Annotated in this window: 10 protein-coding genes; 2 read left to right on the forward strand and 8 right to left on the reverse strand. The window is 75.6% G+C overall.

Annotation, left to right across the window (positions count from 1 at the left end):
* Positions 1-24: 24 nt before the first annotated feature.
* The 5 genes from GVV04_RS15960 to pdhA all read right to left on the reverse strand — a co-directional run bounded on the left by GVV04_RS15960 (position 25) and on the right by pdhA (position 7,443).
* Positions 25-3,108 carry an LppU/SCO3897 family protein gene (locus tag GVV04_RS15960; protein ID WP_161688819.1) on the reverse strand — a complete coding sequence of 1,028 codons (3,084 nt, stop codon included), beginning with the start codon at positions 3,106-3,108 and terminating at the stop codon, positions 25-27.
* Between the two features lie 316 nt (positions 3,109-3,424).
* Positions 3,425-3,562: a hypothetical protein gene (locus tag GVV04_RS32195; protein WP_201753571.1), complete on the reverse strand. Its 138-nt coding sequence runs from the start codon at positions 3,560-3,562 to the stop codon at positions 3,425-3,427.
* A gap of 220 nt (positions 3,563-3,782) precedes the next feature.
* Entirely contained in the window at positions 3,783-5,273 is a 1,491-nt protein-coding gene (locus GVV04_RS15965) for a dihydrolipoamide acetyltransferase family protein (RefSeq protein ID WP_328822415.1), read from the reverse strand.
* Positions 5,270-6,259 (reverse strand): alpha-ketoacid dehydrogenase subunit beta, encoded by a 990-nt coding sequence (locus tag GVV04_RS15970; protein WP_161688821.1) that lies wholly within the window; start codon positions 6,257-6,259, stop codon positions 5,270-5,272. The genes GVV04_RS15965 and GVV04_RS15970 overlap by 4 nt, the downstream gene beginning before the upstream one ends.
* A complete protein-coding gene (gene pdhA, locus GVV04_RS15975) occupies positions 6,259-7,443 on the reverse strand; it encodes a pyruvate dehydrogenase (acetyl-transferring) E1 component subunit alpha (RefSeq protein ID WP_161688822.1) in 1,185 nt (394 codons plus the stop codon). Before pdhA ends, GVV04_RS15970 begins: the two co-directional genes overlap by 1 nt.
* Before the next feature lie 498 nt (positions 7,444-7,941).
* On the opposite strand from pdhA, the gene GVV04_RS32200 reads away from it, so the two are divergent.
* Together GVV04_RS32200 and GVV04_RS15985 are read left to right on the forward strand one after the other, a co-directional pair.
* Positions 7,942-8,634: a hypothetical protein gene (locus GVV04_RS32200; protein ID WP_201753572.1), complete on the forward strand. Its 693-nt coding sequence runs from the start codon at positions 7,942-7,944 to the stop codon at positions 8,632-8,634.
* A gap of 140 nt (positions 8,635-8,774) precedes the next feature.
* Complete coding sequence (locus GVV04_RS15985) at positions 8,775-9,299, forward strand: phosphoesterase PA-phosphatase (protein ID WP_328822416.1); 525 nt, start codon at positions 8,775-8,777, stop codon at positions 9,297-9,299.
* 19 nt (positions 9,300-9,318) lie between these two features.
* On the opposite strand, the gene GVV04_RS15990 is transcribed toward GVV04_RS15985, so the two are convergent.
* The 3 genes from GVV04_RS15990 to GVV04_RS16000 are packed head-to-tail and all read right to left on the reverse strand — an operon-like array spanning position 9,319 to position 14,125.
* Positions 9,319-10,536: a hypothetical protein gene (locus GVV04_RS15990; protein WP_161688823.1), complete on the reverse strand. Its 1,218-nt coding sequence runs from the start codon at positions 10,534-10,536 to the stop codon at positions 9,319-9,321.
* 53 nt (positions 10,537-10,589) lie between these two features.
* Entirely contained in the window at positions 10,590-12,281 is a 1,692-nt protein-coding gene (locus tag GVV04_RS15995; RefSeq protein ID WP_161688824.1) for a GTPase, read from the reverse strand.
* Complete coding sequence (locus GVV04_RS16000; RefSeq protein WP_161688825.1) at positions 12,278-14,125, reverse strand: GTPase domain-containing protein; 1,848 nt, start codon at positions 14,123-14,125, stop codon at positions 12,278-12,280. The genes GVV04_RS15995 and GVV04_RS16000 overlap by 4 nt, the downstream gene beginning before the upstream one ends.
* Positions 14,126-14,222: the final 97 nt, after the last annotated feature.

Raw genomic sequence — 14,222 nt, forward strand, 5'->3', positions numbered from 1 at the left:
CGTGGCCCCGCCCTCGGGAATCCGCTACTTGGTGGACGGCTTCAGGCAGAGCACCTTGTTCGGCAGGTCGCCTCGGAGCACCACGTGCGGCTGCGCCGGGTCGGCGCACTTCTCCTTGGCGGCGACCTTCGACACCACGGTGAAGGTGTCGGCGTCCCCGCAGGTCGCCGCCGTCGCGTTGTCGCCCGTCTGCTTTACGCAGGAGCCGACCGCCGGGTCGAACGCCGGTGCCTTGTCGTCGCTGAACTTGCCGAGCAGCATGAGCAGGCCGAGCGGGACCGCGAGGATCAGCACGGCGGCCACCAGCACGGCGGCCAGCACCCGGCCGTTGCGCACCTTCGGCGGTGGCGCCTCGGTCTTCTGCTCGGCCGCGTCCGGCTTGAACGTGTCGAACCGGCCCTGCTCGGGCTCCATGTCCCAGGACGTACCCGACTGCTGGCCCTGCGGCGGGAAGGCCGGCGGGAAGCCACCCTGGGCCGGCTCGCCGAACGGTGCCGGGCCGTGCCCCGGCACCGCGCCCTGGACGGCCGTGCCGCCGCCGGGCGGGGCCGCCGGGCCGCCGAACTGGTCACCCGGCCGGTCGCCGTCGTGCGGCCGGACGCCGTTCACCGGCCGGTTGCTGGCCGGCGGGTCCACGAAGGACGGCACGCCGGGCGGGAAGATGGGCGGAACCGCCGCTGCGGCGGCCGGCCCGTCGCCGTACCCGTGTTGCCGGTCGGGCTCGTCGAAGCGCTGCGGCTGGCCGGGCTCGTCGAACCGGCCATGCGACGCGGGGTCGTCGAACCGGCCATGTGGCGCGGGGTCGTCGAACCGGCCATGTGGCGCGGGCTCGTCGAACCGGCCATGTGGCCCGGGGTCGTCGAACCGGCTCTGGGGCCCAGGCTCGTCGAAGCGCCCGCGCTGGCCCGGCTCGTCGAATCGGCCCTGGGGGTCGTGTTCGTCGAAGCGTCCCTGTGGGCCCGGCTCGTCGAAGCGGTGCGGCGGGTTGGGGTCGGGGTGGAAGCTGAGGTCCTCCGCCTGCTCCGGCTCCTCGACCGGCTCCGGGCGGGCGGGCCGGCCGTACACCCGGGGCTGCGGCGCGGGCGTGTCGCCGGGCCGCAGGGCCTGGTCGTTCGGGGGCATCACCCGGCTGGTCAGCGGCACGGACGCGCTCGCCGAGACGCTGCCGGCGGCACCGGCTGCGGACTCCCCGGCCTCCGGCAGGGAGACGGCGGCCCGGGCGGACGCCTGGCCCTCCGGCGACATCCGGGGAGCGGGAACGACCGGACCGGCCGGCGACTGCGGCTCCTCGGCGCGGCCCCAGCCGTTGTCGGCCCCCGCCAGCTCCGGCTCGTACGCCGCCGGCCCGGCCTCGCGGATGCCCGGCTCGACCGGCGCCTCGACCTCCGGGGTGAACTGGGCCGGCGGCAGGTAGTCGGCCGGCGGGGCGGCGGCCAGGCTGGCGCCGGGCACCCGCTGCTCCTGCGGCGGCAGCGGGACGGCGTTGGCCGGCGAGATCCCCGGGGCCGGTGCCGGCTGGTACAGCGGCCGATCCTCCGACCGTTCGGGCTCCCAGCCGTTGCCGGCCGGCTGCGGCGCGGCGGGCTCCGCCTCGGCGGAACGTCCCCACGCCTCGCCCGGCGCCCACGGCTCGACGTCCGGCACGCCGGGCCGCTCGGTCCGGTCCGGTCCGGGCCATTGCTGCTGACTATCCGCCGGGGCGCTCCAGGACGGCGGCCCGTCCACGCCGACGGTGGCGGTGGCCCGGGCCGGTGGCACCGACGTCGGCTCGGCCGCCGCCCAGTCCGGGACGGCCGGCCGGTCATCCTGCGGTTGCGGCACCGACGCCGCGCCCCACGTGCCGGGCTTGGCCGTTCCGTCGGCACCGGCCCAGGCGGTCGGCTGGGGCTGGTCGTCGGGCCTGCCCTCCGCCGTGGCCCAGCCGTCGGAGCGAGCAGGGTCGTCCTGTTGCCGGCCGGCGTTCCAGCCGCCGGAGCGGGCGGGGTCGTCCTGAGGGGAAGCGGGCGGGCCGGCGTTCCAGTCGGGGCGGGCGGGGTCGTCGTCCTGCTGGCCGGTGGGGTTCCAGCCGTCGGGCCGGTTGGCGTCGGCCTGGGCGGGCCAGGCGTCCTGGGGTGGGGTGGCCTGGCCGGGGACGCGGGCGGCACCCCGGGCGGCCGACTCGGTCTGCCCCCAGGGGGCGGGAGGCTGCTCGGCCTTGCCGGCGAACGCGGGCTGCTCGGCCGGGGCCCAGCCACCCGGGTGAACGGGTTCGTCGTCCTGCTGCCGACCGGCGTTCCAGCCGCCGGAGCGGGCGGGGTCGTCCTGAGGGGAGGCGGGCGAGCCGGCGTTCCAGCCGCCGGAGCGGGCAGGGTCGTCCTGCTGTCCGCTCGCGGTCCAGCCGCCGGAGCGGGCAGGGTCGTCGTCCTGCTGGCCGGTGGGGTTCCAGCCGTCGGGCCGGTTGGCGTCGGCCTGGGCGGGCCAGGCGTCCTGGGGTGGGGTGGCCTGACCGGGGACGCGGGCGGCACCCCGGGCGGCCGACTCGTTCTGGCCCCACGCGGCGGGCGGCTGCTCGGCCTGGGCGGCCCAGGCCGGCGCCGGTTGTTCGGGCTGCGCTCCCCAGGCCGGCTGGGACGGAACACCGGCGGAGCCGGGCGGCGCGGTGGCGGCCCAGGTGGGGCCGGGCTGATCCTCCTGCTTCCAGCCCGGCATCGGCTGGTCGGCCTGGCCCCAGGCGGGCTGCGGCGCGGCGGACGGCGGGCCCCACGCGTCCGGCCGGGCCGGCTCCGGCTGCTGTGCCGGCACCTGGGCGGCACCCCAGGCGGCGGTGGGTGGCTGCTCGTTCTGCGGTGCGGCGCCCCAGGCCGCCGTCGGCGGCTGGCCACCCTGGGGCGCGGCGCCCCAGGCGGCGGTGGGCGGCTGGGCGTTCGGCGGGGCGGCGGCGCCCCAGGCCGCCGTGGGCGGCTGGTCGTTCTGCGCCCGGCCGGGAGCTGGCGGATTCGGCCGGGCCGTGGGGGGCGGGGGTGCCCAGCCCAGGTCCGGGTTGGCGACGCCGTACGGCGCCGGTGCGCCGTTGCCCGGCGACACCTCGTCCGGTTCTTGGCCGGGGTGGTGCGGGCCCTCGGACGTCATCGGTGCGCCTCCTCCATCACATGTCGGCCTGGTGCCGGCGTCGCCGGCGGACCGGCTGTGGGGACTCCCCGCACCGTATCCGGTGACCGCCCGCGGCATCCGGGGAGCACCGGCCGTCACTCCGCGTTGCCGAACCGTGTCGAGCAGCTTCTATCGGCGCGACGGGGTCCGGACGTGTGGTTGACGACCGATCCTCACCGTACCGGGCGGTGCCGCGAGGTGGAATCCCGGTGTCAATCGGTCCGAAACGCCGACGACCCGCCCGGGGTGAGCGGGCGGGTCGTCGAACTGGAGGAGGCGAGGAAAGTGTGGGGCGTCAGCTCACGTGACGCTGGGCGATGGCGAGAAGCTCGTCACGGACCGCAGGCGAGTTGGCGGAACGCAGCGCGTGCTCGATGGCGCGGGCACGGCGGTTGGCGTCGCGGCGGTTGCGGATTCGCTCGATCATGCTCATCTGGGTTCTCCTCATAACTATTCGGTTGTCAGCCCCTGATGTGTCCATTGAAGCGCATGGAGGGCGGAGAATCCATCGATTAGTAGGTGAGCTGAGACACTCGCCTAAGGATCGTAGGTCAACGAGGCCCTCTGCCTGGGTTTTCTTCTGTCAACGGCAACGGCCGGTGTGCCGGGTGTTCACCCGTGGCACACCGGCCGTGGCTGGTGTCGGCTAACCGTCAGGTCCAGGCGAGCAGCGCCGCCTCCGGGTCGGTCAGGAAGTCCCCGATGTCGCGGAGGAACTTCGACCCGAGCTCACCGTCGATGATCCGGTGATCGAAGGACAGGCCCAGCGTGGTCACCTGACGCGGACGGACCTTGCCCTTGTGCACCCAGGGCATCTCACGGACCGCGCCGAAGGCCAGGATCGCCGACTCGCCCGGGGGCAGGATCGGCGTGCCGGTGTCCACCCCGAACACCCCGACGTTGGTGATCGTCAGGGTGCCGCCGGACATGGCGGCGGGCGAGGTCCGGCCGGCCTTGGCCGTCTGCACCAGGTCCGTCATCGCGTCCGCCAGCTCGCGCAGCGACAGCCGGCCGGCGTCCTTGATGTTCGGCACGATCAGCCCGCGCTCGGTGGCCGCCGCGATGCCCAGGTTGACGTAGTCCTTGACGACGATCTCGTCGCCGGCCCACGTCGAGTTGACCATCGGGTGCCGTCGCGCCGCGAGCAGCACCGCCTTGGCCACCAGCAGCAGCGGCGAGACCCGGACGTCGCGCCACTCCCGCCGGCCGCGCAGCCGGTCCAGGGCCTTCGTCGCGCGGGTGACGTCGACGGTCAGGAACTCCGTCACGTGCGGGGCCGTGAACGCCGAGCGGGACATGTTCTCGGCGGTGAGCTTGCGTACCCCCTTGACGGGGATGCGCTGCTCGCGGTCCGCGCCGAAGCTCGCCGCCGCCGTGGTCGCCGCCACCGCCGTCAGCGGCTCGGCCGCCGTCACGGTGCCGCTCGCCGCCCGCTGTACGTCCTCCCGGGTGATCGAGCCCAGTGGACCCGACCCGGTCAGCGCGGCCAGGTCGACGCCGAGGTCCCGGGCGAGCTTGCGTACCGGCGGCTTGGCCAGCACCGGCCCAGCTGTGCGCGTACCCCCGTGGCCGTTGCCGTTCGCCGGCGCGGCGACGACCGGGGCGGTCGGGACCGGGACCGGTGCCGGAGCGGTGGCCGGGGCCGCCGGGGCGGTGGTGGCCTGCGCCGGGACGCCGGCCTTGCGCGGCCGACGCTTGGCCGCCGTGGTGCGCGGGCCGTAGCCGACCAGAACGGCGGTACGGCCGCCCGGGGCTGGGCCGCCGATCAGGCCCGGCTCGACCGCGCCCTCGCTCGGGGCCACCTCGACCGCCGCCAGCGATGCCGCCGACGGGGTGGGCAGGTCCGCCGACGGGGTGCCCGTGGTCGACTCCTCGATCGGGCCAGCACCCGGGTCGGTGTCGATCGCGATGATCGGCGTGCCGACCTCGATCGTGCTGCCCGCCGGGTGGAAGATCGACCGCACCTGGCCGGCCCACTTCGCCGGGATCTCGACGGCGGCCTTGGCCGTCTCCACCTCGACGATCGGCTGGTTCAGCTCGATCATGTCGCCCACCTTGACCAGCCAGGCGAGGATCTCGCCCTCGGCCAGGCCCTCACCCAGGTCGGGCAGGTTGAACTCCTTGATCCGCGACACGCCGCTCACCACCCGAAGGCCCGGTCGACGGCGTCGAGCACCCGATCGAGGTCCGGCAGGTACTCCTCCTCCACCCGGGAGGCCGGGTAGGGGGTGTCGAAGCCGGTCACCCGCAGCACCGGGGACTCCAGGGAGTAGAAGCACTCCTCGGTGATCCGGGCGGCGATCTCCGAGCCCAGGCCCAGGTTGCCCGGGGCCTCGTGCACGACCACGCACCGGCCGGTGCGCTTCACCGACTCGTACGCGGCGGTCAGGTCCAGCGGGGAGAGCGTGCGCAGGTCGATGACCTCCAGCTCCCGGCCGTCCTCGGCGGCGGCGGTCGCCGCCTCCATGCAGGTGCGCACCATCGGGCCGTACGCCAGCACGGTCGCGTCCGTGCCGGGCCGTGTCACCCGGGCCGAGTGCAGCGGGTACGCCGCCGACAGCGGGGCGTCCAACTCGACCGGACCCTTCTCCCAGTAGCGCCGCTTGGGCTCCAGGAAGACGATCGGGTCGTCCGAGGCGATCGACTGCTGGATCATCGAGTAGCCGTCCTGCGGGTTGGCGCAGGTGACGACCTTCAGACCGGGGGTGTGCGCGAAGTACGCCTCCGGCGACTCCGAGTGGTGCTCGACCGCGCCGATGCCCCCGCCGTACGGGATGCGGATGACCATCGGGATGCGGAGCCTGCCCTGCGAGCGGTAGTGCATCTTCGCCACCTGCGACACGATCTGGTCGTACGCGGGGTAGACGAAGCCGTCGAACTGAATCTCGCAGACCGGGCGGAAGCCGCGAATGGCCAGGCCGATCGCGGTGCCGATGATGCCGGACTCGGCCAACGGGGTGTCGATCACCCGCTGGTCGCCGAAGTCCTTCTGGAGCCCGTCGGTGACCCGGAAGACGCCGCCGAGCTTGCCGACGTCCTCGCCCATGATGATGACCTTCGGGTCGTCCTCCAGGGCCCTGCGCAGGCCGATGTTGATCGCCTTGCCGAGGGTGAGCGTCTCCGTGGCCATCAGTGGGCGCTCCCCTCGAACGACTCCATGTAGCGGCTGAACCGTGCCCGCTGCTCGTCGAGCTCAGGCGACCCGTTGGGGTAGACGTGGTCGAACATCGTCACCGGCTCGGGGTCGGGCATGGCGAGCACCCGCTCGCGCAGGTGCACCGACTCGGCGCGGGCCTGCTCGTCGAGGTCGGCGAAGAAGTCCGCGTCGGCGATCTTCTGCTTCTCCAGGAACGCCTTCATCCGGGCGATCGGGTCCTTGGCCTGCCAGGCCTCGACCTCGCTGGCGATCCGGTACCGGGTCGGGTCGTCGGAGGTGGTGTGCGCCCCCATCCGGTAGGTGTACGCCTCGATCAGGCTGGGGCCCTGGCCGAGCCGCGCGTTGTCCAGCGCGTGCCGGGTCACCGCGTACGAGGCGAGCACGTCGTTGCCGTCGACCCGGACGCCGGGGAAGCCGAAGCCGCCGGCCCGCTGGTAGAGCGGCACCCGGGTCTGCCGCTCCAGGGGCTCGGAGATGGCGTACTGGTTGTTCTGGCAGAAGAACACCAGCGGGGAGTTGAAGACGCTGGCCCAGACGAACGCCTCGTTGACGTCGCCCTGGCTGGTGGCGCCGTCGCCGAAGTAGGCGATGACCGCCTCGCCGTCCTCGGTGCCGGTCTTGCCGTCCATGTGGATGCCCATGGCGTACCCGGTCGCATGCAGGGTCTGCGCCCCGATCACGATCGTGTACATGTTGAACTTGAACTCGTTCGGGTCCCAGCCGCCCTGGTTGACGCCGCGGAACAGGCCGAGCGGCATGATCGGGTCGATGCCCCGGCAGTAGAGGACACCGTGCTCCCGGTACGTCGGGAAGGCCATGTCCTGGCTGCGCAGCGCCCGGCCGGAGCCGACCTGCGCGGCCTCCTGGCCCAGCAGGCTCGCCCACAGGCCCAGCTCGCCCTGCCGCTGCAACGCGGTCGCCTCGGCGTCGAGCTTGCGGACCAGCACGAGGTCGCGGTAGAGCCCGCGGTACTCCTCGTCGGTGAAGTCGACGCGGTACTCCGTCCCGTCCGGGCCGAACGCCGTCTCGATGCGCTCGCCCTCGGGCGTCAGCAGCTGTACGAGTTCCGGGTTGCCGGGAGCCGCTGACGCGGCCCGCTTGGAACGGGGTGCGGCCCGCCTGCCGCGGGTGGTGACCCCGGGGTCGCCCTTTGCCATCCGTCTCTCCCTGTCGTGTCTGCGTCGGCGCCGGGGGGTGACCCGTCCGCGCAAATCGTGCGCCGGCCCGGCCGGTGCCGGGCTGGCCTTTGGCGGCCGCGCCTAGCCCCGGTGGGGGTTGCCGCGCGGCGTGATCCGGATCCGTGGGACGAACCCGGTTCGGGAGCGCCGGCGCCCAACCGCGTCTGCCGCGGGGTGCGCGGAGGCTGCGGCTGCGTTGCCGTCATGGTCCATATTCGCAGAGGAGGTGAGAGGCCCCACAGTACGCCCGCCCAGGGTTTCCGGCCGCTGTCGGCTTCGCGGCTCATCAGGGGTTTTGTCGTACATGAATTCGTGGCCGGATGGCGGCGGCGGACAATTTGTGTGTCGACACGCTGTGGTGCCTGGTGAACTGACCGTCACTGGTCCAAGCTGATGACGCGGGACGCACTTTTCGTGGGCCTATGTCCGTTTGCTGCTGCCGCGCCGCCCGTGACCGTGCCGAGACGAGGAGTGTGCGTGTCCCAGCCAGGTGAGGGTCCGGCCGTTCCGCTGCTCGGTCGGCACCGCGCGGCGGGCGGCTACCGCCGGGTCGTCGGCGCGCACCGCGCCCCCGGCTCCGCCGCCCACGGCCGCGGGTACCTCCTCACCGTCGCCCTGCTCGCCGGCACCGCCTCGATGCCGATCCTCGCCGCCGTCAGCGCGGGCTCGGCCACGGTGGGCAGCACGGCGCTGCCGGACAGCGGCACCCCGTTCATTCCCACCCCGTCCGTCGGCCCGGTGGTCGTCCCGCTGTCGGGGACCGCCCGGCCCGGGGGGATCCCGTCCGTCCGGCCGGGCGTGGTCGTGGTGCCGTCGACCGGCCCGCCCGGCCCGGGTCTCGCGCCGCAGGCCCCGCCCGCCGACCCCGACGGGTCCGGCCCGGACGCGGTACGTGACCCGCCGCCACCAGCGCCGATCCCCCCGCCGGCCCCTCGGCCGCCCACGACACCCCCCTCGCCGAGACCGACCCCGACCCCGACCCCGGCGCCACACCCGACGCCGGTGCCGTCACCGACCGATCCGCCGACGCCGGAGCCGACGCCCACGGCCGAGCCCACTGCTGAGCCCACTGCCGAGCCCACGGTGACGCTCTCCGGCTCGACGCAGGCCCCTTCCCCACCGGGCGACACCAGCGGGGACCGGCCGGCGCGACCGGGGACGGGGCGCTGAGCGGACCGGGTCTCCCCGCCGAGCCGGCCGAGCCCGCCGAGCCGGCCGAGCCCGCCGAGCCGGCCGAGCCCGCCGAGCCCGCCGGGCCGGGCCGGCGGATCGCCCGGCTGGTCACCGAGCTGACCGCGCCGGCCGTCCTGGTGACCCTGCTGACCGTGGTGGTCGCCTGGCACGGAGCCCGGGGCGGGGCCCACGGGTTGGCCTGGGGGCTGCTTGCCACCGTCTTCGCCAGCGGCATCCCGTTCGCGTACATCCTCGGCGGGGTGCGGCGCGGGCGGCTCACCGACCACCACGTCGGCGTACGCGAGCAGCGCCGGCTGCCGCTGCTGTTCGGGCTGGCCTCGGTGGCGGTCGGGTGGGTCCTGCTCGCGGCGTTCGGGGCGCCCCGCCCGCTGCTTGCCCTGGTGGCCGTCGGCGTGGTGGGGCTGGTCGTGGCGGTGACGGTGAGCCACTGGTGGAAGATGTCGATCCACACGGCGGTGGCCGCCGGGGCGGTGGTCGTCCTGGCGCTCACCTTCGGTGCCCCGCTGCTGGCAGCCGCGCCGCTGCCCGTGCTGGCAGGCTGGTCGAGGGTGCGGCTGCACGCCCACACGCTTGCGCAGGTGGTGGTCGGCGGTGCCGTCGGCGGGCTGGTCGCCGGGGTCGTCTACGCCACGCTCGGCTGAGCAGCGGCGCCTGCCCCGCTCAGGCCCCGTCGTCGGCGAGCCGGTGCCGGTTCGCCTCGATCCAGGCGTCCAGGGCGACCGGGTCGTCCGGGTCAACCCCGTCTGCCATGAGCTGGGCCACGGCTGCGGTGGCCGGGCTGCGCCGCTCCCCTGTCGAGTAGAGCCGGGCGAACTCCGGAACCATCTCCTCGATCGCCGTGTCGGTCCGGGTCGCCGCCGCCTCCGGCAGCCCCTTGCGCCGGGCCGCGTACGCCGCCCAGCCGCGCAGCACCCGGGGGAGCATCGCGGCGTCGTCCATGTCGAGCACGGCCCGCCGGTGCACCCAGTCGAGCAGGAACAGCTCGGCCACCGTGGGGCTCCACCGCAGCGGGTCCGCGTCGGGGAAGCTCGCGGCGTGGTCGAGCAGCAGGCTGAGGCAGAAGTGCAGCGAGGCGAGCCCCGCGTCGTCGGACGGGTCCAGGTCGAACCGGACCGCCTCGGGCGAGGCGAGGAACGCCCGGACCAGGGCGGTCCGCTCGTCGCCGGAGAGCGGCTCGGCGCCCCGGGCGGCACGCGCCGGGCGGGGCAGCAGCGCCAGTCGCGCGCCGGCCAGCGCGCGGTCGGTGGCGAGCGATCCCTCGGCGGGCAACTCGCTCAACTCGTCGGTGACCGCCAGGTGTCGGCCGACCTCGCCGTGCAGCCTGGCCGGGTCCTCCTCCCGGAACCAGGTCAACTCGTCGCCGTCGACCATCTCCCGGACCTGGTCGACGATCCGGCCGGCGGGGCCCCCGACGAAGATGTCCTTCGCGATGCCGATGTTGTGGTCGACCAGGGCCACCAGCGCGTGCTCCGGGCCGCCGGCCTCGTCGTCGTAGGCGAAGGTGGCCAGGTAGGAGGTCTGGTCGCCGTACACGTCGCCGTAGCACCACGCGCCGGTGAGGCGCACCCGGCCGAGCTGTTCGGACCAGGCGGGTGCCTGGGTGCCGGGGCGGACCTTCGTTGCGCCCTCCGCGGTGGGCACCAGGGCCGCGAAGACGGCGCGGATGGTCTTCGCTGCGGCCGTGCGCCGGCGGGTGGTGGCGGCGAGGAAGCCGGAGACGAACTCCCGGAGGGCCTCCTCCCGACCGGTCTCCGCGACCGCGTAGACGCTGCCCAGCAGCGCCGCGCCGAGCATCTCGGCATCGAGGGCGGTGTCGAGCCTGGTCACGTCGCGTGCGGCGTGCAGCACCGCGTCGTAGGGGGTCTGAGGCGTGGCCATGCCGTCGACCCTACGCCCGTGGGGGAGCCCCGGACAGTGAAGGCTGACCGGGGTCAGCGGCGCTCGGCGTCCCGCAACGCCTGCCTCGCCTGCCCATACCGGTCGAGCACCGCCCGGACCGGCGTCACCACGTACTCCCGGCCGACCGCATCGACGGCGGCGGTGAGTCGCTTCTCGGCCCGGTGGCTGGCCCGGCGGGCCGACCACCGCACCACCGGGCGGGTCAGCGCGGCCAGCAGCAGCCCGGCGAGCAGGCCGCCGAGCAGCAACACGGTGGGCAGCGGGGCCTCACCGACCCGCGGATACTCCAGCGCCGGCAGGCCGAGGGCCCGCAGCGCGTAGCCGAGGGCGAGCCAGCCGAGGCCGGCGACGGCCGCGAGCGTGACCAGCCACTGCACCGCGCCGACGAACCGCCACCAGACCGGCCGGCGGTCCATCCCGAGGTCGGCGCCGGCCACCGCGCGGTCCAGCGCGTCCGGCAGGTCGCCCAGCCGGGACCGGGCGGCGGCGGTCACCGCGGTCGCCCAGGGGGCCGGCAGGCCCGCGCCGGACCGGTCGGCCACCGCCCGCACGGCCAGCCCCAGCGCCGAGCGCTGGGCGGCGGTCGGATCCGGTACGGAGGTCGCGGCGACCAGGCTCTCCGCCGGGTCCCCGGCGTCCGCGCCGGCGACCGGGCCGGGCAGGTGCAGCCGGCGCAGCGGGTCGGGGCGCAGCCGCCGCCAGCCCCGCACCAGCGGCCAGCCGGTGCTCGACGCGGCCCGGTGCCGGTACGCCCCCTCGACCGCCGCCGCCACCGCCGGCACGCCGGCCGTCCCGGCCAGCGCCCGACTCAGCGAACCGACGGCCCCCTCGTCCGGCGCATCGGCCGGTGCGTCGGCGGCGACCAGCTCGTCCAGCCCGGCGACGACCGCGTCGACGTCCCCGGCGAGGCGCCGCAGCGCGGCCTGCCGCCCGGCGACCGTGCGTTCCAGCGTCCCGCGCAGCTCGACGATCCCGGCCGGGTCGACGGCGGTGGTGGCCAGCAGCGGCACCCCGTCCAGCCCGTCGGCGTCGAGCAGCCGGCGCAGGTCGTCCAGCACCCGGGGCAGCTCGGCCGGGGGCAGCCGGTCGGCCTGGTTGAGCACCACCAGCGTCACGTCCCGGTGCCGGTGGAACTCGCGCAGGTAGCTGGTGTGGATCACCCGGTCGGCGTACTTCTGCGGGTCGACGACCCAGACCACCAGGTCGACCAGGCCGAGCAGCCGGTCCACCTCCAGCCGGTGCGACCGTTGCACCGAGTCGAAGTCCGGCAGGTCGAGCAGCACCAGCCCGTGCAGGGCGGACTCGTCGTCGGCGTCCAGCGCGCTCTCCCGGACGAACCGGTGGCGGGGCAGCACGCCGGTCCAGTCGAGCAGCCGGTTCGCCCCATCCAGCGGGCCCCAGACGCAGGCGTGTGCCACGCCGGTGGTGGGTCGGCGCACCCCGACCGTGGAGAGGGTCAGCCGGGCGAGCGCGTTGAACAGGCTCGACTTGCCGCTGCCGGTGGCCCCGGCGAGGGCGACGACGGTGTGGTCCCGGGAGAGCGCAAGCCGGGTGCCGGCCCGCTCGACCAGGGTGTTCGCGGGCACGAGCTGGGTGTCGGGGAGCTGGCCGTCCACCGCGTCGAGGAACCGGCGGACCGCGTCCAGGCGGGCGATCAGCGCGTCCGGGTCGACCCGCTGGTCACCCCGGAGCGCCTCGCGCACCCGGCCGGCGATGTTGGTCATCGGGTCTCGGCCTCCGGGGTCGGCGCGGCGGGCAGGCCCGACGCGCCGGCCGCCGCCAGGCCGCTGCGGTGCCGGGCGTCCTCCACCCGGTCGCCCGCGGCGCGCAGCGGGTCCCCGGCGTCCGCCGCCGGGCGGGCCGCCGCAGTGCGGGACAGGAATCGGTCGGCCTCGGCGTCGAGCAGCTCCCGGACCCGGGCCAGCAGGTCGCCCCGGGCCCGGTCGGCCAGCGTACGCACGGCCTGGTCGCCGAAGATCGCCTGGAGCACGGCCTGCGCGGCGACGGTCGTGCCGGCCCCGGTTGCCACCTCCAGCCCGGTCGGGATGAACGCGGTCGAGGCGAACACGGCGATCATCACGGCCAGCCCGGTGGCGTTGACCGCGTACGCGGCGGTGCGGGCCACGAACCGTTTGTCGCCGCCCTCGGCCCGGACCAGCTCCAGCACCCCGCGCTGCCAGTCGCGGACGAGGCGCTCGGCGCGGGCGGGGAGGTCCTCGGCCGGGTGCGCCAGCGGCGGGTCGAGCAGCGCCGCCCCGGCCGGGTGTGCCCGCCACCCGGTGTACGTGTTCTCGGCCGCCTCGGAGGCCACCCCGCGCAGCAGCGTGACGAGCTGGGACTCGATGGCGTTGCGCAGCTCCGTGGCGGGCGCGGGCCGGCCGGTCACCGTGGCCACCAGGCGGTCCCGCAGCCGGCCGATCCGGGCCTCCAGGGTGCGGAAGAACTCGCCGGTGCCGACGAACTCCTGCCAGCGGGCGAGCACCTCGCCGCGGAGCAGCCGGCCGTCCTTCAGCCCCTGCTCCACGGTCCGCTCGGCCCCCCGGTACGCGGCCAGCACCCGCTCGTCGAGGGCGTCGGCGGCGGCCATCTGCTCGTCGGCGGCGTCGGCCAGCCCCGCCACCGCAGGGTGCAGGGCGGCCAGTGCCCCGTCCAGGGTCTGCCGGACGACGGCGGCCCGCGCCCCGGCGTCGGCGGCCAGCCGGGCGAACCAGGTGCTCAGCGGGGCGGTGACCTGGTCCGGCAGCAGGCCCTGACCGTCCACCCACGTCTCGGGCAGGACGAACAGCGGTGCCGCGCCGAGGCCCTGGTCGGCGAGCATCTCGGCCAGGTGGGCGGCCACCTCGTCGGTCGCCTCCGCCGGCACCCGGTCGAGCACCATGGCGATCACCACGCCCCGGGCCCGCGCGGTGTGCAGCAGCTCCCAGGGGACCGCGTCGGCGTACCGGGCGGCGGTGGTGACGAAGAGCCAGAGGTCGGCGGCGGCGAGGAGCTGCCCGGCCAGTGCCCGGTTGGCGTCGACCACCGAGTCGATGTCGGGGGCGTCGAGGAAGGCCAGCCCGGCGGGGAGCGCCGGGGCGGTGACCAGGTGCAGGGTGCCCGGGTCCTCGCTCGGCTCGTTGGTGCGGGTGAGGCCCGGCAGCAGCTCGCCCTGGCGGAACCAGCCTGAGTCGGCCGGGTTGCACACCAGCACCGGGGAGCGGGTGGTGGGCCGGAGCACCCCGGCGGCGCTGACCCGGGCCTGGACCAGGCTGTTGACCAAGGTCGACTTGCCGGCCCCGGTCGAGCCGCCGACGACCACCAGCAGCGGCGCGTCGAGCCGGGCCAGCCGGGGCAGGAGATAGTCGTCGAGCTGCGCGGTGAGGCTCGCGCCGATCTGGCGGGCGGACTCGGCCGAGGGCAGGGCGAGCGGGAACCGGGCCGCGCCGATCGCGGCCCGCAGGCTGGTGAGCGCGGCGGGCAGGCCGTCTGCGGTAGGGCCGGACGGGTCCTCCCCGGCGTCCTCGGTGCCGGTACGGGCGGCGACGGCGGGCGAACCGGAGCGGGTAGCGGGGTCCCCGTGCGTCGTCACCGCTAAAGCGTGCCCGACCGGCGCAAGGGAAGACAACCGGGCTCCCCGGAACGTGAGGTTGCGTCGGGTCGGCTCAACCCGATTTGACGATCGCCGT

This window comes from Micromonospora rubida, assembly GCF_009908295.1.
Lineage (GTDB): Bacteria > Actinomycetota > Actinomycetes > Mycobacteriales > Micromonosporaceae > Micromonospora > Micromonospora rubida.